The sequence below is a fragment of the Wolbachia endosymbiont (group A) of Campoletis raptor genome, from assembly GCF_964026755.1.
Classification (GTDB): Bacteria; Pseudomonadota; Alphaproteobacteria; order Rickettsiales; family Anaplasmataceae; genus Wolbachia; species Wolbachia pipientis.
Genome location: NZ_OZ034695.1, coordinates 1,345,883 through 1,369,715, shown reverse-complemented (window position 1 = coordinate 1,369,715; position 23,833 = coordinate 1,345,883). Strand labels below are relative to the sequence as shown.

21 protein-coding genes and 1 pseudogene are annotated in these 23,833 nt (G+C 35.5%); 14 read left to right on the top strand and 8 right to left on the bottom strand.

Annotated features, from left to right (window positions below):
• Positions 1 to 8 precede the first annotated feature (8 nt).
• Both plsX and AAGD74_RS06970 read left to right on the top strand, forming a co-directional pair.
• The gene (plsX, locus tag AAGD74_RS06975) at positions 9 to 1,046 is read left to right on the top strand and encodes a phosphate acyltransferase PlsX (protein ID WP_236515196.1); all 1,038 of its coding nucleotides are present in this window, start codon (positions 9 to 11) and stop codon (positions 1,044 to 1,046) included.
• Positions 1,039 to 1,995, top strand: a complete 957-nt coding sequence (locus AAGD74_RS06970; RefSeq protein WP_077188381.1) for a beta-ketoacyl-ACP synthase III — start codon at positions 1,039 to 1,041, stop codon at positions 1,993 to 1,995. Before plsX ends, AAGD74_RS06970 begins: the two co-directional genes overlap by 8 nt.
• A 779-nt stretch (positions 1,996 to 2,774) precedes the next feature.
• Here the strand turns inward: AAGD74_RS06970 and AAGD74_RS06965 are convergent.
• A protein-coding gene (locus AAGD74_RS06965; RefSeq protein WP_338482219.1) for an IS5-like element ISWpi1 family transposase occupies positions 2,775 to 3,607 on the bottom strand; the annotation gives its coding sequence in 2 pieces (ribosomal slippage) (positions 2,775 to 3,238 and positions 3,238 to 3,607; 834 coding nt in all).
• 59 nt (positions 3,608 to 3,666) lie between these two features.
• Between AAGD74_RS06965 and AAGD74_RS06960 the strand changes: the two are divergent.
• A pseudogene (locus tag AAGD74_RS06960) lies at positions 3,667 to 4,666 on the top strand (transposase); the annotation flags it as partial.
• A 9-nt stretch (positions 4,667 to 4,675) separates the two neighbouring features.
• Here the strand turns inward: AAGD74_RS06960 and AAGD74_RS06955 are convergent.
• Positions 4,676 to 4,885, bottom strand: coding sequence for a hypothetical protein (locus AAGD74_RS06955; protein WP_015589377.1), 210 nt, complete (start codon positions 4,883 to 4,885; stop codon positions 4,676 to 4,678).
• 130 nt (positions 4,886 to 5,015) lie between these two features.
• Here AAGD74_RS06955 and der point away from each other — a divergent pair, with 130 nt between their 5' ends.
• The 5 genes from der to AAGD74_RS06930 all read left to right on the top strand — a co-directional run bounded on the left by der (position 5,016) and on the right by AAGD74_RS06930 (position 9,540).
• Entirely contained in the window at positions 5,016 to 6,341 is a 1,326-nt protein-coding gene (gene der, locus AAGD74_RS06950; RefSeq protein ID WP_010963041.1) for a ribosome biogenesis GTPase Der, read from the top strand.
• Positions 6,338 to 6,859 carry a disulfide bond formation protein B gene (locus tag AAGD74_RS06945; RefSeq protein WP_077188363.1) on the top strand — a complete coding sequence of 174 codons (522 nt, stop codon included), beginning with the start codon at positions 6,338 to 6,340 and terminating at the stop codon, positions 6,857 to 6,859. Before der ends, AAGD74_RS06945 begins: the two co-directional genes overlap by 4 nt.
• Complete coding sequence (locus AAGD74_RS06940) at positions 6,834 to 7,376, top strand: demethoxyubiquinone hydroxylase family protein (RefSeq protein WP_006279362.1); 543 nt, start codon at positions 6,834 to 6,836, stop codon at positions 7,374 to 7,376. The genes AAGD74_RS06945 and AAGD74_RS06940 overlap by 26 nt, the downstream gene beginning before the upstream one ends.
• 580 nt (positions 7,377 to 7,956) lie before the next feature.
• On the top strand, positions 7,957 to 8,937 hold the full coding sequence (gene mraY, locus AAGD74_RS06935) for a phospho-N-acetylmuramoyl-pentapeptide-transferase (protein ID WP_065094848.1): 981 nt from the start codon (positions 7,957 to 7,959) through the stop codon (positions 8,935 to 8,937).
• 6 nt (positions 8,938 to 8,943) lie between these two features.
• Positions 8,944 to 9,540, top strand: coding sequence for a ribonuclease HII (locus AAGD74_RS06930; RefSeq protein ID WP_015589381.1), 597 nt, complete (start codon positions 8,944 to 8,946; stop codon positions 9,538 to 9,540).
• Positions 9,541 to 9,554: 14 nt separating this feature from the next.
• Here AAGD74_RS06930 and virB9 read toward each other — a convergent pair whose 3' ends face one another.
• The 3 genes from virB9 to AAGD74_RS06915 all read right to left on the bottom strand — a co-directional run bounded on the left by virB9 (position 9,555) and on the right by AAGD74_RS06915 (position 11,298).
• Positions 9,555 to 10,340 (bottom strand): P-type conjugative transfer protein VirB9, encoded by a 786-nt coding sequence (virB9, locus tag AAGD74_RS06925; protein ID WP_338482565.1) that lies wholly within the window; start codon positions 10,338 to 10,340, stop codon positions 9,555 to 9,557.
• A gap of 185 nt (positions 10,341 to 10,525) precedes the next feature.
• On the bottom strand, positions 10,526 to 10,981 hold the full coding sequence (mlaD, locus tag AAGD74_RS06920) for an outer membrane lipid asymmetry maintenance protein MlaD (protein WP_006280054.1): 456 nt from the start codon (positions 10,979 to 10,981) through the stop codon (positions 10,526 to 10,528).
• Positions 10,982 to 10,983: 2 nt separating this feature from the next.
• Positions 10,984 to 11,298 carry an NADH-ubiquinone oxidoreductase subunit NDUFA12 family protein gene (locus AAGD74_RS06915; protein ID WP_006280055.1) on the bottom strand — a complete coding sequence of 105 codons (315 nt, stop codon included), beginning with the start codon at positions 11,296 to 11,298 and terminating at the stop codon, positions 10,984 to 10,986.
• Between the two features lie 64 nt (positions 11,299 to 11,362).
• Between AAGD74_RS06915 and AAGD74_RS06910 the strand changes: the two genes are divergently transcribed.
• From AAGD74_RS06910 to purF, 3 genes are read left to right on the top strand one after another with little or no spacing between them, the layout of a single operon-like run.
• On the top strand, positions 11,363 to 12,829 hold the full coding sequence (locus AAGD74_RS06910) for a proton-conducting transporter membrane subunit (RefSeq protein ID WP_341810639.1): 1,467 nt from the start codon (positions 11,363 to 11,365) through the stop codon (positions 12,827 to 12,829).
• A 53-nt stretch (positions 12,830 to 12,882) separates the two neighbouring features.
• On the top strand, positions 12,883 to 13,986 hold the full coding sequence (gene rodA / locus AAGD74_RS06905; protein WP_236515121.1) for a rod shape-determining protein RodA: 1,104 nt from the start codon (positions 12,883 to 12,885) through the stop codon (positions 13,984 to 13,986).
• A gap of 25 nt (positions 13,987 to 14,011) precedes the next feature.
• On the top strand, positions 14,012 to 15,397 hold the full coding sequence (purF, locus tag AAGD74_RS06900) for an amidophosphoribosyltransferase (protein ID WP_077188367.1): 1,386 nt from the start codon (positions 14,012 to 14,014) through the stop codon (positions 15,395 to 15,397).
• A gap of 19 nt (positions 15,398 to 15,416) precedes the next feature.
• Here purF and AAGD74_RS06895 read toward each other — a convergent pair whose 3' ends face one another.
• From AAGD74_RS06895 to AAGD74_RS06885, 3 genes are all read right to left on the bottom strand, one after another.
• Entirely contained in the window at positions 15,417 to 15,926 is a 510-nt protein-coding gene (locus tag AAGD74_RS06895) for a DNA-3-methyladenine glycosylase (protein WP_236515117.1), read from the bottom strand.
• Between the two features lie 107 nt (positions 15,927 to 16,033).
• Complete coding sequence (locus AAGD74_RS06890; protein WP_082246250.1) at positions 16,034 to 16,669, bottom strand: transposase; 636 nt, start codon at positions 16,667 to 16,669, stop codon at positions 16,034 to 16,036.
• Positions 16,653 to 16,982, bottom strand: a complete 330-nt coding sequence (locus AAGD74_RS06885) for a transposase (RefSeq protein ID WP_007548762.1) — start codon at positions 16,980 to 16,982, stop codon at positions 16,653 to 16,655. The genes AAGD74_RS06890 and AAGD74_RS06885 overlap by 17 nt, the downstream gene beginning before the upstream one ends.
• A gap of 787 nt (positions 16,983 to 17,769) precedes the next feature.
• Here AAGD74_RS06885 and htpG point away from each other — a divergent pair.
• The 3 genes from htpG to hemA all read left to right on the top strand — a co-directional run bounded on the left by htpG (position 17,770) and on the right by hemA (position 23,742).
• Positions 17,770 to 19,665, top strand: a complete 1,896-nt coding sequence (gene htpG / locus AAGD74_RS06880; RefSeq protein WP_338482795.1) for a molecular chaperone HtpG — start codon at positions 17,770 to 17,772, stop codon at positions 19,663 to 19,665.
• Between the two features lie 38 nt (positions 19,666 to 19,703).
• On the top strand, positions 19,704 to 22,469 hold the full coding sequence (locus AAGD74_RS06875; protein ID WP_341810638.1) for a hypothetical protein: 2,766 nt from the start codon (positions 19,704 to 19,706) through the stop codon (positions 22,467 to 22,469).
• Positions 22,470 to 22,533: 64 nt separating this feature from the next.
• On the top strand, positions 22,534 to 23,742 hold the full coding sequence (gene hemA, locus AAGD74_RS06870) for a 5-aminolevulinate synthase (protein ID WP_338482574.1): 1,209 nt from the start codon (positions 22,534 to 22,536) through the stop codon (positions 23,740 to 23,742).
• The last annotated feature ends 91 nt before the right edge of the window (positions 23,743 to 23,833 follow it).

Here is a 23,833-nt window from a genome sequence, read left to right as displayed (position 1 = left end):
ATTATGATATGTTACCTACGGTCAATAATAATATAGTTATTGCACTTGACGCTATGGGGGGCGATTTTGCGCCTCTTTCCGTAATTCAGGGTGCTGGTTTTTTTTTAGACAACCTTGTTGACCCAGGCATTAAAGTTTTTTTTCATATTTATGGAGATAAGGAAGAAGTATCTCCTTTGCTTTTGAAATATAAAAAAGTAAGTAACAATTCTGAATTTACTCATTGTTCTGACAATGTCCTTGCAAATGATAAGCCATCTTTTGCGCTGAGACATCGTAAAGACTCAAGTATGAAAGCTGCAATTGTTGCAGTGAAAGAAGGTAAAGCTTTCGGAGTGGTGTCTTCAGGCAACACCGGAGCATTGATGGCAATTTCCAGATTTATTTTAGGAACATTACCAAACATTTATCGTCCTGCTATTGTCTCTATCTGTCCAACTAAAACAAAAAGCTTTGCTTTGCTTGACCTTGGTGCAAATGTCGATTGTAATGCCGACTCATTATTTCAATTTGCATTAATGGGAAATATATTTGCAAAAGTAGCGCTAAAAATTGATAATCCTGAAGTTGCTTTGCTAAATATCGGCACAGAAGAAGTTAAAGGTAATGACTCAGTGCGCGGCGCTTTTGAGTTGCTTAAAAACGCTCCAGGCATTAATTTCAAAGGGTATATAGAGGCAAGTGAATTTTTAGAGGGCAATATAGATGTGATTGTTGCTGATGGTTTTGTTGGCAATGTAATGCTCAAAACGGCTGAGGCAACCGCTAATACTTTTATCAATCTAATAAAGCAGGAAGTACTGAGCTCATGGGCAACAAAGATGCTTGTTGGTATGTTGTTAAAATCCAAACTAAATAGAGCTTTAACACGTTTTAATCCCAAAATTAGAAGTGGAGCTATGTTTTTAGGGCTGAATGGTATCATCATTAAAAGTCATGGAAATTCTGATGCTATTTCTTTTGCCCATGCCATAAAATTTACAGTGAATGCAATTAGTGAAAATTTAAATCAAAAGATAATTAACGGGGTAAGTCATATTGAATAAAAGTTTCATATTAAGCACTGGATCTTACCTACCAAGAAAAATGTTGAGTAACAACGAAATTGCATCGATAGTTGAGACGAGCGATGAATGGATAAGGCAGAGAACAGGAATAGTTCAAAGGCATATAGCAGATGAAGGAGAACTAACGTCAGATCTAGCTGTAAATGCAGCAAAAAGTGCTATAGAAAAAGCTAAAATTTCAGTAGATGAAATTGATTTAATCATAGTTGCCACAACAACGCCTGATAAAACTTTTCCTAGCTGTGCAACGATTGTACAAAGTAAGTTAAAATGTAAAAACGCATTTGCTTTTGATGTACAAGCAGCATGCTCTGGTTTTATATATGCAGTTACAATCGCAGACTCGCTTATCAAATCTAACAATAGCATTAAATATGCACTAGTTATAGGTGCTGAAATAATGTCTAGGATTGTTGATTGGGAAGATAGATCAACTTGTATACTCTTTGGTGATGGTGCTGGTGCAGTGGTGATGAAATCAGAAATGGGTAGAAGCGGCATCATATCAACAAACTTACACTCTGATGGCAATTTGGACATACTATGTACGAACGGAGGGGTATCCTCTACTGGTGATTCTGGAAAAATATACATGAATGGAAGAGAAGTGTTTAAACATGCAGTGGATAAGTTAACAGCCTTAATAGAGGAAACTCTGAAATGCAATAATTTGAAAATTACTGATATTGACTGGCTCATTCCCCATCAAGCAAATATTCGTATTATTGAAGCAGTAGTAAAGAAGTTAGATTTCCCTATAGAGAAAGTGATTAATACCGTTGATCAACATGCAAATACCTCAGCAGCATCAATCCCACTAGCACTTGATTATGCAATACAAAAATCAAAAATAAAATTAGGAAACCTGGCACTGCTGATTTCAATAGGTGCAGGCCTGACCTGGGGTTCCGTGTTGTTGCACTATTAGACTTCCTGCATTACCTCCTGTCATCCAAGTACCCTCTTTGTCATTCCAGTGCCTCTTTCTCCTGTCATCCCAGTAGCCCCTTCGGTGTCATTCCAGTCTGGAATCCAGTTCTTATTGTACATTCACCTGGTGTAAAGTTAAGTTTCCTGGATCCCAGTGGGCTTTGTTGCATCGCTACTTATGAAAGGCTAACTATAGTTAGGATTATAAGCAAACTATTGAAAATCTTGTTTTTTTGCAATCAATCTGATCAAATTTAAGAATAGTAATTTGTTATTTATATTAATAAATTTAATTCTATTGAAAATAGCTAAAGCATTGAAATTCTTGAATTTTAGCCAGATTAGTGAGTGGTAGTGAAATTTCTTTTACTCAAATTTAGGTATTCACTGACCGTTCTTGTTATAAATACCAGAATAATAAGCTACTGATATTCGCTATCTTTTTTATCTTTAATCCATCATAGCTAGCGATGCAACAAAGCCATCCCAGTGTCAGCTACTCGGATGACAAAAAAAGGAGCACTGGAATGACAGCAGTCCTACGTCATACCGCGATTCATTCGCGGTATCTCTAGATCCCGCTAACAAGCAGCGGGATGACGGTTGTCGTTTAGCCACAAATATTTAAGAAATTTACCAAATGAAAAAAAAGGCAAAAGAAGCCCTGGGGTTATTATCCGCTTTAAAATATTGGCGTTTTTTATGTTTTAAACGCTTGACAAGCGAGATTAAGCTGCTTTTAATTGCAACTAAGAGGTTGTCCGGAAACAAGTAAATTCAAGCATATTCCCTCTTTAACATAACCCTACTCATAGCTAGGTATATGAAATTCTCAGTGGATGTTGTGAGTAAATCATACTCCTTCGATAGCCTTCTATTCCTATTAACCCAAGCAAAAGTCCTTTCTACAACCCATCTTCTTGGCTGTACTTTAAACCCTTGTTCTCTTGTTGGTAGTAGCTCAGGTGGCGTATCTTTGTGCACCCAAAATCTACATGGAGGCCTTGTAACAATTTCAATATCTATGTCATATTCTTCCTTTGTGTGATTCTTTAAATTTCTTCCTTGGTATCCCATGTCAGCCCACATTTTTTTAACTTTAGTATATTTTGTTCTCATATTGTTTAATGCTATTTTAATACCATCTCTATCATTTTCGTTAGCAGCGCCTACGTAACAACCTAGTATAAAACCCTGAGTGTCTGTAATTATATGCCTTTTTCTACCCTTTACTTTTTTACTTCCATCATAGCCTTTGATCCCCCCTTTTCTGTAGTCTTTACAGATTGACTATCTACTATACAGGCACTCGGCTGCTCATTCCTTCCTATTTTTCTTCTACTATATTTTGTAATTTCATAATTCATTTTCTCAAAAATTCCCTGCTTCTTCCATTGCCTGAACTGCTCATACACAGTCTTCCATAGCGGAAAATCATTTGGTAAATACCGCCATTGACACCCTGTACGCAATACATAGAAAATTGCTTCTAATATTTCTCTTTTGCTATACTTTGGCGGCCTTCCTCCTTTCTTGTATGATACTCTGAAGTGTTTTTCTATTCTTGCCCATTCCCTTTCGCTTAGATCTGTTGGATACTTTTTTCTCATCTTTACCCCGTACTAAAATTTCAGATATTATAGCCTTTTACTTGTTTCCGGACAACCTCTTAGTTAAAAAAAGTTTGGGAATAGAATGTGAACTTATGGAGCCATTGACATGTACCCTCAAAGCAAGCTTTTTCTAAAGCAAGGTATAAGATTTGCCATACAGGCTTTCAAGAATTTAAGCATCCAAACAGCCTATCAGGATGAACCTGAGTTGGAGAGGCTATAGACTTATTGCAGCAGATGGTTCTGGTATGAGATTACCCAGCTCTGGGGAAATTGTATCCGAGTTTGAACCAAATGGAACAACAGGCACCATTGGCAATTTGTTTGTTGATTTGTGTACTTCGCTGATTTGTAGTGCTCGTCTTGCAGCTTGGAATATAGGTGAACAAACGTTGGCGGCAGAGCAATTACCCGAAGTTATCACTCAAATGCGTTTATTAAATCAAGAGAAATTATTATTTATCTATGATCGTCTTCAGTAAAATTCATTCAGCAGCATTATGATTTGGAAGTAGATTTTATTTTTCGCTTGCAAAAAAGAAATTATAGTAAGCTATGGGAACGCTGGCGAATTAGATTTTGATTTTATATTAGAAAATGAAAAGCTAAAAAATAAAATGAAAGGACAGAAAGTAAGAGTTATAGTGCTGACATTAGCCAACTGAGAAACAGAGTTTTTGACCGAGACTTTGGAGCAAAGCTTATGTGTTAAGGTGGCACATAGAGGAAACGACTCAAAGTAGGAGCAGAGTTAGAGAATTTTTCTGGAGAGGCTGTATTACAAGAATTTTGGGCAAACTTGGTCATGTGCAATATATTATCGCTTCATATATGTGATGCACAAGGGCCTTGGAACCCAGATCAAATTACTGAGTATCGTTTAAATTTTTCAGTTTTATTTAGTGTAATGAGACAGAAACTCTATCAGGTACTTATTGCACCAAAAAACTTTCAAGCCCTTTTTAAGTATACGCGCTAAAGTTAAAATCCGACCGGGACAGCCGCAATAAAGTAGATAAGCCTAAACGCCATCATGTCTTTAGGAGAGTTTGCTAATGAAAGTTCTTAAGTTGACGTCATTGACTGTTCCGATTCGTTATATGACATAAGAGCATCATATATTTCATGCAATGTATTTGAGATGTTTTTTTCCATATGTTGATTAATATGCCCATATATTGTCGTCTCTTCCGAACACTCTGTATCTTTATGTATATGATTTTGTTGCTTTAATTCTTCTCTATCTACACTCTCTATTTGCTCTGACACTAGCATAACTACCCCATATTTTACATAACGAAATAAAAAATTCTAACTGTAGTATGCTTATATAATCTACGAAGTCAATAGTTAAATTGAAAAGTTTCGGTTATAATTTACTTCATATAGAACATGCCCTTGAATTATGCTAAAAATCGCCATAGTAGGCCTACCAAATGCTGGAAAATCGACCCTATTCAACAGATTAGTAGGAAGAAAAGCAGCAGTAGTGAGTAACATTCCAGGAGTGACAAGGGATAGGCGAGAGGGGATGGGGAGAATTAGCGATTTGGAGTTTAAAGTTATAGATACAGGAGGATGGAACGACCAAACTAATTTTTCACTACAAGTTATTGAACAAATCGAATTTTCTTTATCCAATTCAAACATAATTTTCTTTCTTGTTGATGCAAAAGTGCAAAATGAGCGAAATGAAGAGTTTGCAAAGTGGCTGAAGAGAAAAATAAATAAACCTGTAATACTAGTAGCAAATAAATGCGAGAGTCATAAATCCGAAAATGTTGATTATTTGCAGTTTTTTGATTTTCTTGGCCCGGTGTATATCTCTGCCGAGCATAATCTTGGCATGGTTGATCTTTATGATGCATTAGCTGGTGTTATTGAAAATTTTAACGAGAACACTGAGTTACCTAACAATGAACTGAGTAGGCTGAGGATCGCGATCATCGGCCGTCCGAATGTTGGAAAATCAACTTTTTTAAATGGTTTACTTGCAGAAAACAGACTAATAACAAGTTCAGAGCCAGGTACCACACGTGATTCTGTGGATATTACATATGATCATGATGGAGAGTTAATTACTCTAATTGACACTGCCGGAATCCGCAGAAAGGCGAATGTTGTAGATGGCTTAGAATCAAGATTTGTTGAGAAAAGCATGGAATCAATCAAGCGCTCTCATGTGGTAGTTTTAATGCTAGACTCCCTAGTTGGTATTGAGCAGCAGGATTTATCAATTGGTGAAGCTGCAATTAAGGGAGGGAAAGGGATTATTGTTGTTTTAAATAAGTGGGATTTAATAGGTAAGGATGACAGAAGCAGGTTAATAAAATTTGTCAAACAACAGGAAGTAACCAGGTTATTCTTGGAAGTGCCAACTATAACAATTTCTGCGTTAAAAGGCATGCGCTGCGGTGATGTGATAGATAAGTGTCTTGAAGTGAGTGAATCCTTGAACAAGAAGATCAGCACTGCAAAACTGAATAAGTGGCTCATAGATGCTGTAGGAAAACATTCTCACCCTCTTGTAAAAGGCAAAGCAGTTAAAATGAAGTATATCGCTCAAATTGGTACTAAACCTCCAGCTTTTTCTTTGATATGTAACATACCTGAAAGTGTTGATGAAAGTTACAAACGCTATTTAATTAACGATCTCAGAAAAAATTTCTTTGCAGACGGTGTGCCAGTTAGATTGCTTTTGAAAAAAAATAAAAATCCCTATGTAAAATGAATACTCTGCTTTATACTTTCAGGGGTAATTTACTTAAAGTTATGTGTAATAATTCCAGAATTCCTGCAATCTTTCTGCTGTCGAGTGCCGCTGCTCTAATTTTTGCATATGTGCTAGAATATTTTTTCAACATGCTGCCATGCAAGTTATGTACATACGAGCGAATAGTTTACTATATCGCCGGATTACTTGCAGTAGCGTGCATGCTTAAAGACAACAAAATTCTAATCTATGCAATGTTTTGCAGCTACCTCATAGGTGCAGTAATATCTTTTTATCATGTAGGTCTTGAACTCCACTTATTTCATGATGTTTTGGGTTGTACAGAGCAAGCAAGTGGTAACGTTAGTATAGAAGAGCTCAGAAATAATCTACTAAATCCTAATTACTCTCCATCTTGTGACAGACCTCATTACGTTCTAGGTGTTTCCTTAGCAACATGGAATCTAATTTATCTCATAGTAGCTCTGTTCGTATCAGGTAAGGTGTATTGTGGAGAAAGAAAGAAATCTAAATAATTTAAGGTACAGCAACAATCAGTTCTTGCAACAGGCAATTAGAGTAGATCACGCTGGAGAATATGGAGCTATTTGCATTTATTCTGGTCAAAAATTTATTCTTAAGAAATCTTCTATAATCAATGAAATAATTGAAATGGAAGAGCAGGAAAAAAAGCATTTTCACTATTTTAATGAGAAAATCAAAGAGCAAAAAGTTCGTCCTACTGTTTTGTTGCCTGTTTGGCGTGTTTTAGGAGTGTCGCTTGGCGTTGCAACTGCCATTATGGGCAAAAAAGCTGCTATGGCTTGCACTGCTGCAGTTGAAGAAGTTATCGGGGAGCACTACAAAGAGCAAGTTTCACATTTAGAAGATGGGGAATTAAGAGAAACTATAAGTAAATTTCGCGACGAGGAGTTAGAGCACAAAGATATTGCAATTCAGCACAATGCTGAAAGCGCATTTGGCTACAACATTTTATCATCATTCATAAAAACAGGCTGCAAAACTGCTATTTACTTGTCTAAGTTAATTTAACTAAGCAGCTTTCTTAAAGTGTTTTAAATGTTCTGATAACAACAGAAACCAGGAAGGAATTCAAGTGTAACAATTATTTTATAACTATATTTACATATCACCATTATTAATAAATAATTAGTATTTGTAAATTAAATACATCTAAAGTATAGACTGCAAAGGAGGCAAAAGTGCGTTTTAATTTAGAAGAGGGAAATGCTCTTATGTAATACCTGCCACAGGTTCACAACTGTACGAACATTCATTTTTGAAGGTAAATTGCACAGCAAATGGTGTCATTCCAGTCTGTAATCCAGAAATTTTGCTTATAACTGAGCTGATAAGCTAAAGGTAATTGTCTTACACTAAAACAAACGTTTTTAATTAAGTTGCATAGAAACAGTGTCTGGGCACTGGGATGACACCCCACTGGTGGTCCAAACTACAACGTTCGTACAGTTGTGGATTCCAGACTGGGATGACACCCTACTGATGGGCCCAAATCACAATGTTCGTACAGTTGTGGGTCAGGCTATAGGATGACAGAAGTTGACTTTATTAGCTATAGGTGGTATGACACTTAGTCAATTTAAGTAAGCAGATGATCTTAGCTACAAAAGTATTTTTTACCTCATTTGTTTTTGGGTTTATTCTTTTTCCCTATTTTATAAAGCTTCTAAAAAAAATAAGCAAAGATGGGCAACCAATTAGATCATGTGGACCAGAAAGTCATTTAATAACAAAAAAGAATGTACCACCTATGGGCGGAATAATAATACTGATTTCTTCTTTATTACCAATTTTACTCTGGGCTCAGTTAACACCAGAAATTTTGCTGCTGATATTGATAACTCTATTTTTTGCTCTACTTGGATTTATTGATGATTATTTAAAATTGAAGACAAATCACTATCGAGGTTTAAGTGCAAAAACCAAAATACTTATTCAGTTTATTGTTGCTCTGGTTGGTGTGTTTATACTTAAGCTATACTCTGCTGAAGGTTTTACAAAAACGTCCCTATTTAAAGGAGTAATAATAGATTTTGGCTATCTATATGTTCCGTTTGCTGCGTTTGTAATTGTCGGCTCTTCTAATGCTGTGAATCTCACAGATGGTTTGGATGGCCTTGCTGCAACTCAAGTTATCACTTCCTTTGCTTTTTTGGGGCTAATTGCATATATAACTCAGGCAGATATGAATATTACTTTATTCTGCATTGCATTTATAGGAGCTATTCTAAGTTTCTTGTGGTTTAACACACATCCAGCAAAAATATTTATGGGTGATGTTGGTAGCTTGTCGGTAGGTGCGGCTTTAGGGTTAACTAGTGTCCTAATTAAAAGAGAAATGCTTTTTGCCATTATTGGAATAATCTTTGTAATAGAGACTCTATCTGTTATTATTCAGATATCATATTTTAAATATACAAAGTTTAAATATGGAGAAGGAAAAAGAGTTTTTCTTATGGCACCAATACATCATCACTTTGAGAAGAAGGGATGGTCAGAAAATGCAATCGTTATGAAATTTTGGATAATTTCTATTATCTGTTCAGTTTTTACTATAACTTTCTTATTATAAAAACCCATGAAATACCCAGACTTTACATTAGAAAATAAATTATCAGGAGTGATAGCAGGAGTGGATGAAGTTGGAAGAGGTCCGCTAGCTGGTCCAGTAATATCCGCAGCCGTAGTGTTTATTGATAGAAATACAATTATTGATGGAATCAACGACTCGAAAAAGTTGACTCCTCAATGTAGGCAAGTCCTATATGAAAAAATAATATCCGTTGCAAAATTTGGTATAGGAATGGCAAGTGTAGAAGAAATAAATTCATACAATATCTTGCAAGCAACAAAACTTTCAATGAAACGTGCGTTGATAGACTTGGACCTAGAGTTAGATTATGTGCTAGTTGATGGTAATCAACCACCTGAAGTGAAATGGCAAGTGAAATCCATAGTAAATGGTGATAATTTGAGTACATCAATTGCAGCAGCTTCAATCGTTGCAAAAGTTACGAGAGATCGGCTTATGCAAGAATTGCACAATAAGCATCCTGAATATAATTGGTATAAAAATAAAGGATATGGGACAAAAGAGCACCTTAACGCTATTGGCCTTTATGGAATCACAGAACATCATAGAAAAAACTTTGCACCCATATCTCGGGCATTATAGCCTTTAGATAGTAATCACTTACCTTTTTTGAAAGGCATGTTTTCATTAAATAGGCAAACTGTACTCGATCCATTCCTTAAGGTAAATACTGAACTTACCCTTTCGATTATCAGATAGGTGTCAACTGTACGGAAATTTACTAAAGACTCATATCCTGCAGAATCAACCATAAAAACTGCCGGGAAATCAGAGTTTATTTTATTGAATTGTAGATATGTAAATTTTCCATCATCAAAAACCTTGATTGGTATTATTGACTGACTGCCTTTAACGTGCGAGATGGAATAATTAAAATTTAAACCCTTCTTTACAACTTCAATATCGTTTATATCAGGAATAATGGTATGACTAGCTTGTTCGAGGATATCACCGTTATTTGTTGTGTAAATCTCATCACTGCTAAATAGTGGATAAAGAAACCTTACTTCATATGCTAATCTTGGATCATCTAGTCCAGTTGCTTCTTCAGCATGAAGTTCAAAGTAATAAACTCTTTTATTGGTAATTATAGTTGCGTTGGTATCGGCAATATCATCTATAGGCTTAATAAACAATCTGTTACCTTGAGGAAGGAGTTGCCAACCAGTTGAATCACCCATTGAAAGGTTTTGTATTACCTCCCCTGGTTCAAACAATATACTGGACTGATAACCATAAAAACCCGTATACTTATGTATAGCCTGTGGGTTATAATTTATTACCTTTATGTGATTATCTCCAGCTATTGAACGTGGCTCCTGTTTTGCAAGTGCATCACTACCACAGAGGAACAATAGTACGGAAAACAGTAAACCAATCATAATATCAAAATGAATTAATCTTCATTTTATCATTAATAGACATGCACTGCAACTGTTAAGGCACTTTCTATACTATAAACCCCAAAGCAAGCGGTAGAAAAGGCAAGAAATAAGGCAAACTCCTAAAATACTTTAGAACTACAGGAGGCTTTACCTGAACGGATATACTTGGAATCCTGCCATTTTCACTTTATAAACATACCAAGAATTCTGTCCATTATTCCACCCATATTTGCTTCAGCTTGAGTATACTCTATTTTACCACCATGCAAGATTAGTTTAATATCTGATCCAGGTGATATATTAACAAATTTACTGCCAACAACTCCACTGCTAGTGATCAGAGCTGAACTATCAATTGGCAATTTTATGTCTTTGCTTATACACATATCGATTCGTGCTACGTAGGTAGCTTTGTCAAGTGATACACCAGTTATGCTTCCAACATCTACACCAGAGATCTTGACACTATCACCAACTCCTATACCGTTAGCGTTAGCAAAAAGACCATATATTTTATAGCAATCCTTATAGTTTTTCTTTATGTAAGATAGCTTATCAATAGCAAAGAAAATCAGAAAAATAGTAAAAATTAATACAAATAATCCAGCGGTTATTTCAAGTATATTTGACCTTCGCATCTTTAGTTATCAGGACTCCAGCTTTTATAGTAATTTTTCACTTTTTGGTTTGGATAGTATGCATTTTTTGTACCCGTTAAATTAGGAGTATGTTTTACTTTTCTTTTTTTATTATTAACTGGTACTACATTATCAGTATAGTGAAGCCATATATGCCATTCCGGAGGCACTGTTGTAGGCTCAGAAACACTGCTATACATAACCCACCTTTTTCCTTTACTTGATTCATAGTAAGAATTTCCATTTTCATCTCTTCCTACAAATTTATCTTCTCTTCGTAATAGGCGTTTTATTGCATTACAAATTTTAGATAACATAAGGGTATTAAAACAAAAAGTATTATATATACTAATACTTTAACGATATATTAACAACAATTTAATGCAATTACCAATCTTACAAGTTATTATCCCAATAATTGCATCAATGTTTTGCTTTCTTGCCAAGAAACACAAGGTATCTTGGTTTATTTCTTTTATTGCAATAACAATCACTCTTATCATTTCATCAATACTACTCATTAAAACATATAAAGGTGAAATTATAACTTATCACCTTGGAAATTGGGCTCCTCCGTATGGAATAGAGTTAAGAATCGACGTGTTAAATTCCTTAATTCTAACCCTAGTGAATTTTATAGCGCTGATTAGTGTGCTTTATAGCTTTTATATTAACGAAAAAGAGATTAGCAAAAACAAAATCACTGGTTTTTACTCTCTATTTCTACTGTGCTTAAGCGGACTGCTCGGGATTCTAGTAACAAACGACATATTTAACCTTTACGTTTTCTTGGAAATTTCATCTCTTTCTTCTTATGTATTAGTTTCAATGGGAAGGGATAAAAAAGCCTTGGTTGCAGCATTTGAATATCTAATTAGTGGAACAATAGGTGCAACATTTTATTTATTTGGCATCGGGCTCTTGTATTCAATGACTGGAACGCTCAATATGTCTGACATGGCTGAAAGAATAGTTCCATTATACGGTAACAACATCATAAAACTTGGCACGTTGTTCATTTTTGTTGGTCTCTCAATCAAAATGGCACTGTTTCCATTAAGCAGGTGGCTGGTTAATGCATATAGTGAGGCGCCAAGTTTCATTAGCATATTCTTTTCAGGCACAGTGACAAAAGTGATGATATATGTTTTCATCAGGATCTTTTATACTGTTTTTCATCAAAATTTTTTCTTGTTTAAGCCGCTACTGGACAATGTGATAATTATCCTCGCACTTTGCGCTATTGTATTTGGGTCGATATTTGCAATAACCGCAAAAGACATAAAAAGACTGCTTGCTCACTCTAGTATTAGCCAAATTGGTTATATAATTTTAGCACTGAGTTTTAACTCAAAAACAGGTGTATTTGCAGCAATTCTTCACATAGTAAACCACAGCATAATAAAAACATCTTTATTTATGGCTGCAGGATGTATTTCTTACAAATTTGATACAACAAAAATAGAGAATTTATCGGGACTCAAGAAATCAATGCCTTATACAGCACTTGCGTTCACTCTACTCAGTTTAGCATTAATCGGTGTGCCTTTAACAAATGGCTTTGTAAGCAAGTGGTATATAATGAAAGCAATTATCGAATCTCGCGCGTGGATTTCCCTGATAGCTTTTGCTGCCGGTTCTTTTCTCGCACTAATATACATGTGGAAGATGGTAGAGAAAATGTATTTTGAAAATGATGCAACGTCACGCACTAGAATGACACTAGGCAAAATTAATGATGTGCCATTTCCTATGCTTTTCTGTCTATTGTTTATGGCAGCTTTAACAGTAGTAACTGGAATATATAGCACTCCAATTCGGTTAGTAGTTGAGAAGTTGGTTTTTTGATTTTTATCTTTGTTTCATATTTTACTATACTTTAAGGTTATAAGGTCTTTATTGTGGGTAGGCTGAAGAAGATTCATTGGTTATTAGTCATTAACGTGATAGCGCTGTTTTGCGTTGGCATTGTTGTTCAATACTCTTCTGCTGGAGGAAAGTGGGTGCCATTTGCGATTCACCAACTGGTCATATTTTCCTTCTTTTTCCTACTCGCTATAGCTATGTCATTCATAGAGCTAGATTTTTATTTGAAGTACGCCTACTTTTTTTATATAGCAGCAGCGATTTCACTATTAGCAGTAAATTTTTTTGGCTCACACATAATGGGTGCAACAAGGTGGATAAGAATTGGATCAATTAGTTTGCAACCATCAGAATTTGCAAAAGTAGGCTTAATACTTGCGCTTGCTCGCTATTTTGATAAGCAGAGTGTATATAAAATGATGGAATTTAAAAGATTGCTTAAGGCACTTATAATTATTTTCTTACCCGTGTTCTTGGTGTTAAAGCAACCTAATTTAGGCACAGCTATGATAATGTTATTTATAGGGATGTCAATTATATTCACAGCAATAATAAAAAGATCTCATTCGATAATATGTGGAACGCTTGGCATTTTTGCAGTACCAGCTATTTGGCCTTTTTTACGTCCTTATCACAAGCAAAGGATATTGTCATTTTTGGATTCATCAGTGGATCCACTTGGAATAGGTTATAATGCGCAGCAATCTCAGATAGCTATTGGTTCAGGAGGTTTACTTGGTAAGGGCTTTGTTAACGGAAGTCAAACTCAACTTGGATTTTTGCCGGAGAAACGTACGGATTTTGCTTTTGCAGTGCTGAGTGAGGAGTGGGGCTTTTTAGGTAGCATGGCTTTAATTTTGCTTTATACCTCATTACTTGGAATAATTTTCTCTATCGCTTATAGGTCGAAAAATTATTTTTCTAAGTCGGTATCTATCGGCATTTTCTCCTTTTTTAGTGCTCATTTCTTTATAAACATCGGAATGACAATGGGCCTCTTACCTGTGATAGGCGACCCATTGCCATTTCTGTCCTATGGAGGAAGTACAACTGCCGCAAGCTTAATATGCATAGGATTATTGCTGGCAATAAAAGCAGATGAACAACAAAATGCTTGTATTTTACCTATGCTAAAGTAAAATTAAATTTTACTTAATAGTTTTTATGCTAGATGAAATGCGTGAGGAGTGTGGGGTATTTGGTATAAGTTGCAACCAAAGTGCTGCTTTTAACTCTATACTTGCTCTCCACGCTTTGCAGCATAGAGGTCAAGAGTCTTTTGGCGTAGCAACCAGTAACAACGATAAGCTGCACTCTTATCACTTTCAAGGTCAAGTGAGCAGCGTATTTGATGATATAGATGAAATAAAGAAATCCTTACCTGGAGATTGTGCAATAGGTCATGTTCGATACTCAACAAGTGGTAGTAAATTTGGAGTGCAGCCCATGTTTGGCAAAAGTGGCAAATTTGGGGATTTTGCCATAGCACATAATGGTAATTTAATTAATATTTCTCCGATACGCGAACAATTAATTAAACAAGAGTGTGTTTTTCAGTCAGATATTGACACAGAAGTAGTAGTACATCTGACAGCAAGCGGTGAAAAAGATAGCTTCTTAGAGAGTTTTATATATGCATTAAAGCAAATACAAGGTGCTTATTCTTTTGTGGCAATCAATCAAGAAGTAGTTATTGGAGTACGTGATCCATCTGGAATCAGGCCTCTTGTTTTAGGAAAGTTAAACGGTTCTTACGTTCTTGCATCTGAAACTTGTGCTCTTGATATAGTAAATGCAGAGTTTGTTAGAGAAATAGAACCAGGCGAATTAGTTACCATCAGTTTGGATAGTAAGCTAGCCTCAATGTTTCCTTTCCCACAGCAAAAATCAAGTTTTTGTATTTTTGAATACGTTTACTTTTCGAGACCAGACAGCATAATGGAGAATAGGTCTATATACGATACAAGAAAAGAAATAGGAAGAATACTTGCGAAGGAAAGTCCACCAAAAAACAATGTGGATATGATTGTACCAATACCTGATTCTGGAATACCTGCAGCTATTGGATATGCAAAGCATTCAGGGTTACCTATGGAACTGGGAATAATTCGTAATCATTACATAGGAAGAACTTTTATACAACCAACCGCTGAAGTACGTAAAGTTAGAATAAAATTAAAATTCAATGCTAATAAGCACACTTTGAAAGGTAAAAACATAATTTTAATAGATGATAGTATAGTGCGTGGTAGTACGTTAACAAATATAATAGTTATGCTAAAGGATGCAGGAGTAAAAGAGATTCACCTCAAAATTTCAAGCCCACCAATTAAGCATTCTTGTTTTTATGGAATAGATACGCCAGAGTGCAAAGATTTAATTGCTGCAAATAAATCTGTAGAGGAAATTAAGGAAATTATAGGAGTAGATAGCCTAGCCTTCTTGAGTATTGATGGACTATATCAGGCTGTTAAAGGAGAGGTGCGTAACAATGCTACACCACAATATTGTGATGCTTGTTTCACTGGTGATTATCCGATTGGCAAATAGTCTACGCAAGGTCTTAAGTTTAGAAAATCTTAAACCGCCAAAATTTCTCTTGGCCTTTACTAATTCCGATTCTCGGAGTGCAAATATAACCTGGTTTGAGGTGGGATTCATAAACACAAAATTCGTGGCTTATAGTAAGGTCCTGTTTGTTATGTTCTTTTGTAATATTTAATCTTTTGCACAATATTCCTGGTCCACCTAAATTTGCTTCAAGTGGTTCAATAAGCTTTAATCCCCGTATTAACACTGCTGCTGGGAACCCTTCTGCTTCTGTTACAATGTTTAAACAGTAGTACATTCCATATATAAAATATACGTACGAAAACCCCGGCACACCAAACATTACTGAGGTTCGATTAGTATAGCCTCTTGCCGCATGACAAGCTGGGTCATTCATTCCTATATAGGCTTCAACTTCGGTTATTATTCCACTAAAGTTAGAAAATTTCAGCATCTTTCCTAGTAACTCCCCGGCTACAACCAAAGTTGGGCGTTCGTAGAAATTTCTTGGCAGTATTGTGCTACCCATTTTTTATTTTTGTTCTGAGGTTCTATATAGAATTCAGTTTAAGAATTTCTGGATCCCAGTGGGCTTTGTTGCATCGCTCTTCGGATAGTAGGTAACGTACAATAAATTCATGAAGCTATCTCAAACTTAGCCATGCCTATTTCAGTAAATTTGTTAAGCAAATAACACTTGAGTAGCAGTTCCTTCTCACGATTAATTTCAGATTTGCTCCTAAAACTAAACCCAAATATTCGCTTCAACCTTGAGAAAAATCCTTCAATATACGATCTTTTTCCGTAATTTACTTCTTCTTTCCATCTTTTTATACCATTCTCACCATGTAATTTCATTAACTGAATAGCGGCATTTCTATCAAGCATATAATCCAATTTTGGATGCTCTGCTGCGTTGTTTTTCGGAGGAATTTTCGTTTTTATACCATATTGATTACACAGCTTATAGAGCTTTTCTCTGTCATATGCCCTATCTGCATATAGTACTTTTATGACATACTGAAAATCGACTTCTTTTAGCAAATCACAAGCTCCATAGTGATCAGAGTAGACACCGTTACTGTATTTTACAGCTATGGCTTTTTTGCTGTTTGTATTCAACATTACATGCAATTTTCTTGTCTGTTCATAGCTGCGATACTTTCTATCTTCGCTATTTTCTTTGCTATGACCAGGAGTGTTGTTGTATATACTAATTCCTGTACTGTCTATAGCAATTTCGATATCTTCCATATTATTTTCTGCAATCATTGATCTTAATATTGAGTTTCTTAAACCTTCTTGATGATTGTGAATAGCTGATAACTTGCAAATTTTTCCCAATTTGCTCAAGGTATCCTGCTATAAACCCAACTGTTTGCCTCAGGCCTATTCTAAATAAACAAGTTATTATGTGCACCAAAATTACAACTTTATCGCTATAAATATTGTTGCCACCTGGTATTTTTGGACCATTCTCGTACCACTTTTCTATGGCTTCGTTGATATAATGAAAAATATTTCCTCTTTTTTCTAGAAATTTGTTATATTCGCTATGGTTACTGACCCTCATTTTTTGTGGCATATTTTTTCTTTCAAGGTTAAATGGCTATTTTATAATGAATTTTGTCAGTAGCCACCAGATTTTTCAGTTGCTATGCAACAAAGCCATCCCAGTGTCTGGGCACTGGGATAACAAAGGAGGACGTTATTCCAGTGTCAAGCACTGACCATTTCTGGTCTCTTAAATTGCAACTAATCTAAGTATTAAAAAATTTACCAAGCGAAAAAAAAGGCAAAAAAAGCCCGATGGTTGGCTAGTTACTTACATTATACTTTCAAGTATGGCGTTTTTTTATTCTAAACGCTTAATAACCGTGACTCAGCCGCTTTTAAGCCGCAACTAATCTAAATTATAAACGTTAAGAAATTTACTAAACAGAAAAAAAGGCAAAGAAACCCTAGGGTAGCTAATTATTCACTATCCATTTTTTAAGTTGGCGTTTTTTGATGTTTTAAATAGCGTACTTCAGCTTGTGTAGCTAGAAATTTGGTAAAGACATGAGGTGCACATAGTGCAAAAAATTAAGCATGATTTACGCCAAATACATTAAGTTTTTTTGTCATTAATCCACTGCAGAGATTGCGAAGATAAATAAATAGCTTCAGTTTCATGATAAGGGGGCTGGCGAAGGGTGTCAAGTAAGTTTTTCGTTTCATCCAATGCGCTGCCAAAAGTTTGTTATGCAAGAGATCCCATAAATTGGGTGTCATAATAACTACACCCACATTAATTTTGGTGTACGTGACCTTGAAAGATCGTGATTCAATACTTAAATTATTAGGGTAGTAGGCAAATAATGGAGCTCAAAATGCATAATGTACAAGAAACTGAAAATTTAAAATTTGACGCTGAGGTAGGGAAAGTACTGAATATAGTGATTCATTCACTTTACACCAATAAAGACATTTTTCTGCGTGAATTAATATCAAATGCATCAGATGCATGTGATAAGTTGCGCTATGAATCTCAACTAAACCCTAATTTGCTAGATTTGAGTAACGAATTAAAAATCACTATCAGCTCCAATAAAGATAAGAACGAGCTATATATCACTGATAATGGCATTGGAATGAATAGACAGGATTTAATAGACAATCTTGGTACAATTGCAAGCTCTGGTACGCAAAAGTTTTTGGATGCGATTAAGAATAGCAAGGATTCAAGCCAAACTGTGGAGCTGATTGGGAAGTTTGGTGTTGGTTTTTACTCATGCTTTATGGTTGCATCAGAAGTAATAGTAGAATCAAGAAAAGCTGGAGAGGAGGATTCTTGGGTCTGGAAATCCAAGGGAGATGGAGAATATTCAATAAGTAAATCAGATAATCAAGTCCCTCGCGGAACCAAAATTACGCTCATTATGCATCCTGAAGAGAGTGAGTTTTTAGATAAATTTCGTGTTGAAAACATTGTCACTACTTACTCTGATCATATAAATTTTCCTGTTGAATTCATAGATGAAGAAGGAAAAAGTGAAAAGTTAAACAGTAAGGCTGCAATTTGGACTAAGCCAAAAAATGACGTTACTCAAGAGGAGCACAACGATTTTTTCCGCAGTGTTGCCCACGTTGGCGGGGAGCCTTGGATGATATTGCATAATAAAAATGAAGGTGCAATAGAATATACAAATTTGCTTTATGTTCCCTCTATTAAACCTTTTGATTTATTCCATCCAGATAGACGTTGCTCTGTGAAGTTATATGTAAATAAAGTATTTATCACTGAAGATAACATACAGATCATACCGCAGTATTTACGTTTCTTGAAAGGTATTGTTGATTCACCGGACTTGCCTCTTAATATCAGCAGAGAAACGTTGCAGAATAATCGTGTTGTTGAGCAGATCAGAAAATCCCTCACTAAGCGCGTGATATCAGAGCTCGGTAGAAAAGCAAAAGAGAATTTAGAGGAATATACAAAATTCTGGACCAATTTTGGTGCAGTTTTAAAGGAAGGTCTTTGTGAAGCTATGCCAACTGATGAGAGAGAAGCACTACTCTCAATTTGCAGATTTCATAGTACTGGTGATGAGAAATTAGTCAGCATTGATGACTATATAAGCAGAATGAAGCCTGAGCAGGAACATATCTATTATCTCACCGGAAATAGCCTCGATTCAGTGAAAAACAGTCCGCAACTTGAGGGGTTCGTCAGTAAAGGGCTGGAGGTTCTTCTGTTCGTTGATCCAGTGGATGATTTCTGGACTAGTGTAATTCATGAATATAAAGATCAAAAGTTTAAGTCTGTGACTCGCGCTGATGTTGATTTGGAAAAATTCTCTTCAGAAGAAGATAAGAAAAATGAAGAAAACAAATCGAATGAAGAAAAAACTGAGGAAACTATATTGCAATATTTTACCACAGTGCTTGGAGATTCAGTAAAAAGCGTAAAAATTTCCAAAAAATTGACTGATAGTCCCGTATGCCTAGCGGTTGATGAAGGTGCTATGGATCTTCGCATGGAGCGTTTTTTGCGTGAACAAAAGCAGCTAAATTACCGCACGCCAAAGGTGCTTGAAATTAACACTAAGCATCCTGTAATAAAGAGTATAATGAAATCTTATGCTGAAAGTGGTGAAAACCCAACATTGGAGGACATGGTTCACTTATTGTTTTACCAAGCTTGCATCGTGGAAGGCGAAGAGATGGATGACGCGAGCAGCTTTGCTAAGAGACTGAATAATTTGCTTGGCAAGATTTCTGTTTAATGCTATACTTAGCTTAGCTGCTAGTTAGGAGGTAAAACATGTTTGCTTCCAATTTTAGAGACTTTGTATCACAAGATACAACTTCACAGGGCCAATCAAATTCTGAAAGATTAATCAAAAGTTGGCATGGTTTTGAAAAACCAGATTCTGAAGATTCAGGTATTGAAGAAGAGTTTGAAGTTTTAGATAGCGAAAGTCAAGAGATACCAGCTACTCCATGTAGCACACCCCCTGAAGATCTAAGTTTAGAGAATGCAATACTTGCAAACTTTCCTGATGGTTGTGATAGGTCGTTTACTGTAGAGTTAAAAGATGAAGATTCATATGGTATCATTCCTAAAAACTTAACTTTTGCTGAGATTATAAATATCTTAAATCAAGCTATACAAGAAGATAATTGTGAAGAATTAGACAAGGTTGTACAAAATATTGAAGATTATGAAGGCAGGTCTATTACGCTGGATAATGAAAATCTCAAAGATTTCTGTTCAAATCAACTTAATTTGGAGTTACAAAACGGAAGCAACCATCAACATATATATTCAAATGTACTATCACAATATAAATTTGATCAAGAGGGTTTCAAGTATGATTATTCAGTAAAAGAATTGGTACTATTGGCAATTGCAGCTAATGACAAGCTAGTAGAGCAATATCAGGATTTTCTTTTTGCTGAAGGAAATTTAAGTCTTTTACCTGTACTTGTTGGTGGTCAAGAATACGTTAAAGCTTTTATAGGAAGATTCCGTGATACTGATGGGATTTATGATAAATTAAAAGATCAATCCATACAACTTGGCCAATCCAATAAGATTGGCTTTTTCTCAGTTATAGCATTAAGAAAAGAGCAAGAATTATTAAATGCAGTTTTTGTCGAATACGTTTTAAGAGATTTTGGACAGGTGTTAAAAACAAGTAAACCTGATCCTTTGTATGGTGTGCTTGAAACAGCGTCTCTGATCAAAAATGAAGAATTCATCACGATAGTGCTAGATGCATTTGAAAGATATATTAATGAGCTAACTAAAAAAGCCTCAACAGAAGAGTTATTAAAAAAGAGCTTTGCTACCTTGTTAGAAACTGCGATAAGCCAGGAACACACATCTGTCATTGAATACCTGTGCAAACGATACACTAATAGTGCAGATCGTGCCATTTACGATGTATATGAACAAGCATTTGCAGATGATAAAGTTATTACAATACTAGGGCAACAAATCCTGAAAAACATAGGAGCTCGTGGCAGAAAAGAAATTTATGATTTAATTCTGAAAACTGCATTGGATGCTGGTAATATTGCATTTATCGAGCACTTGTGTGAAAAATGTGCTAAATGCAGCAATGATGTTATTAATTATCTTGATCATAAATCTAAAAACAACGAGTTTGATGAAATATATGAATCAATTCTGATTGCATTGTCTAATACTGAAAGTCAAGACATTATAGTCAGTGTTCTAGCTCATGTTCAAATTTATCAAAGCATACTCAATAATAAACAGCAAGTAGTCAGGCAAACCATACAAAATATACTGAGAAATGCAATAAAAGAAGCTAGTTATGGAGTTGTTGTACCCTTATGTCAGCATGTTGACCTAAAATTCGCAGCTCTTCAGGCAATATGCAAGGAAGAATTTGAGAAAGCTTTACCAGTAATTGCAGAACAGCTTGAAAAAATAAGTATGGAACTTTCTCCAAGTATGACTCGTAATGAGTATCAAAAAAATAGAGATACTTTGAGTCATCTATATCTAATTAGAAATTTGTTAGAAAGTAGTAAATTAATCAATACTTCCAGTAAGGGAAATATACAGACACAAGCGAATACACAAGTTAATAAAAGAAGCAGCAGTGATAATGCAGTATCACCTGTTATAAAAGGCGATACGGCTGTAGTAAATGAAGAGAATAACAATCAACCAAGCAGTCAAAGAAACCCAAAATCCAAAAGTGCTGGCAGTCAACAGACAGAAAAAAATGTTCTTGCAGGGGAGGAAGAAAATGCTATCTTAAATAACACAGGGGTTTCAACGCAGGAGCCTTTAATTAATAATTTTGAGGAGGGTGAAATCAAAAAAGGCAGCGGAAAAAAAGGTGTTAAGCAACTTGCCAGTCCTGTTAAGAAAAAGATTGATGGACTTATAAGCAAAACCAGTACTAACTCAAGAGAAGAACTCGAAAATATTCTAAAAAGTAACTCTCCTACTCTTGTACTACAATATGTAAAAAATAAAGAAGGTCCCTTTAAGGGTAAAGTAGAAGAAGTTAAAAAAGAAATTAAAAACCATAATACAAAACAAGGTAATGTTAATATTTCACTGAACAACGATTTGCCAAATTCAGGAGACCAATCTACAAGTTCTAATAATACCGGAAGCAATAGTACACTTACCACAACTCCAGAAATTACGGGTTGTGAAAAGAAGTTGGGGGTAAGTGAAGTTTCTTCGAATGCTGACAATGTGTCTACAATTGGAGGTGTTATTAACAGTAAGGAAAAGCCTGCAGCAGTAGAAAAAACTAGTGCTATAAACAATCAATCAACCTCTATTACTGCAACACAAAATACGCAAAAGAGTAAGTGGCCTACCATAGCTACATGGACGTTAGCAGTAGCTGGAGTTGTTTCAGGAGTAGCTATTGCAGTTTATTTGGAAATGCTAGCTGCAGGAATAGCAGTTGGAGCTTGTTGTCTGGTTGCTGCTGCAGTTATATACTGCTGTACACCTAAAAGCCAAGTTGAAAACAACGAGGTTGAAAAATCTTTCAACACGGGGAAAGTACCTACTGCCGTACATGTATAATAAATATAGTAGTTTACCATTTAATAATTTATTATAATTATGTTAATTATCGGTAAATAAGGACTTGGTAAACTACGAAGAAATATTCTTGAATAAAATAAAAGATATAAAAGATGAGGGGCGCTACCGTGAATTTACGCACTTTGCGTCATTACCAGGTAGGCTCCCCCACATTATGGACTATGAAAGAAATAGGGAAGTAATAGTCTGGTGCAGTAATAACTATTTGGGAATGTCACAAAATGAGAGTGTAATTGCCGCTATCCAAAATTCATCTGTTGGTGCTGGAGGAACAAGAAATATATCTGGTACAACAAAAGAGGTTGTTGAACTTGAAAAATCCTTAGCTTGTTTGCATAAAAAAGAGGCTGCTTTAACTTTTGCTTGTGGCTACCTCGCTAACCAGACAACACTTAGCACTTTATCATCTGTTATTTCGGGCGTAGTAATTTTTTCAGACGAGAAGAACCATTCTTCGATGATAGAAGGCATAAAATCAGGAAAAAGGCCAAAACATATATTTAAACACAATGATGTTAATCATCTAGAGCAGTTACTCAAGTCTATAGACAAAAAGACACCAAAAATAATAGCACTTGAATCCGTATATTCAATGGATGGTGATGTAGCTCCGCTTAAAGAAATATGCGACCTGGCAGATCAACATAATGCAATTACCTATTTGGATGAGGTGCACGCAGTTGGCATGTATGGTTCACATGGTGGCGGAATTGCAGAAAGAGAAGGTCTGATGGATAGAATAACCGTTATTCAAGGTACACTATCAAAGGCTTTTGGAGTGATGGGTGGGTATATAGCGTCTTCAAAGAGCTTGGTAGATGTAATAAGAAGTTCCGCTCCAGGATTTATTTTTACCACTGCTATGTCGCCTGTTTTAGCAGCGGCAGCAAAGGCAAGCGTTGAGCACCTAAAATCGAGCAACATTGAAAGGGAAAAGCAAAAGCAAGTCGTTGAAAAAGTAAAAAACTCACTGAGAAATGCAGGAATTAACTTCATTCCAACAGAAACTCATATAATTCCAATAATAATTGGCAACTCAGAGTTATCCAAAAAAGCATCAAAATTATTATTTGATGAGTATGGAATATATGTTCAACATATAAATTACCCGACAGTTCGAAGAGGAACTGAGCGTTTCCGTATTACCCCTACACCTTATCATACCGATGAAATGATAGAGCATTTAACAGAATCTCTTGTAAAAGTTTTCGAAAAGTTGTCTATCTCTGTAGCCTGCTTATGCTATAGCTAGTACAGCCCTACGTCATACCGCGATTTATTCGCGATATCTCAGCATGGATTCCGCTAACAAGTAGCGGAATGACGAGTTTTACGCTTATCAA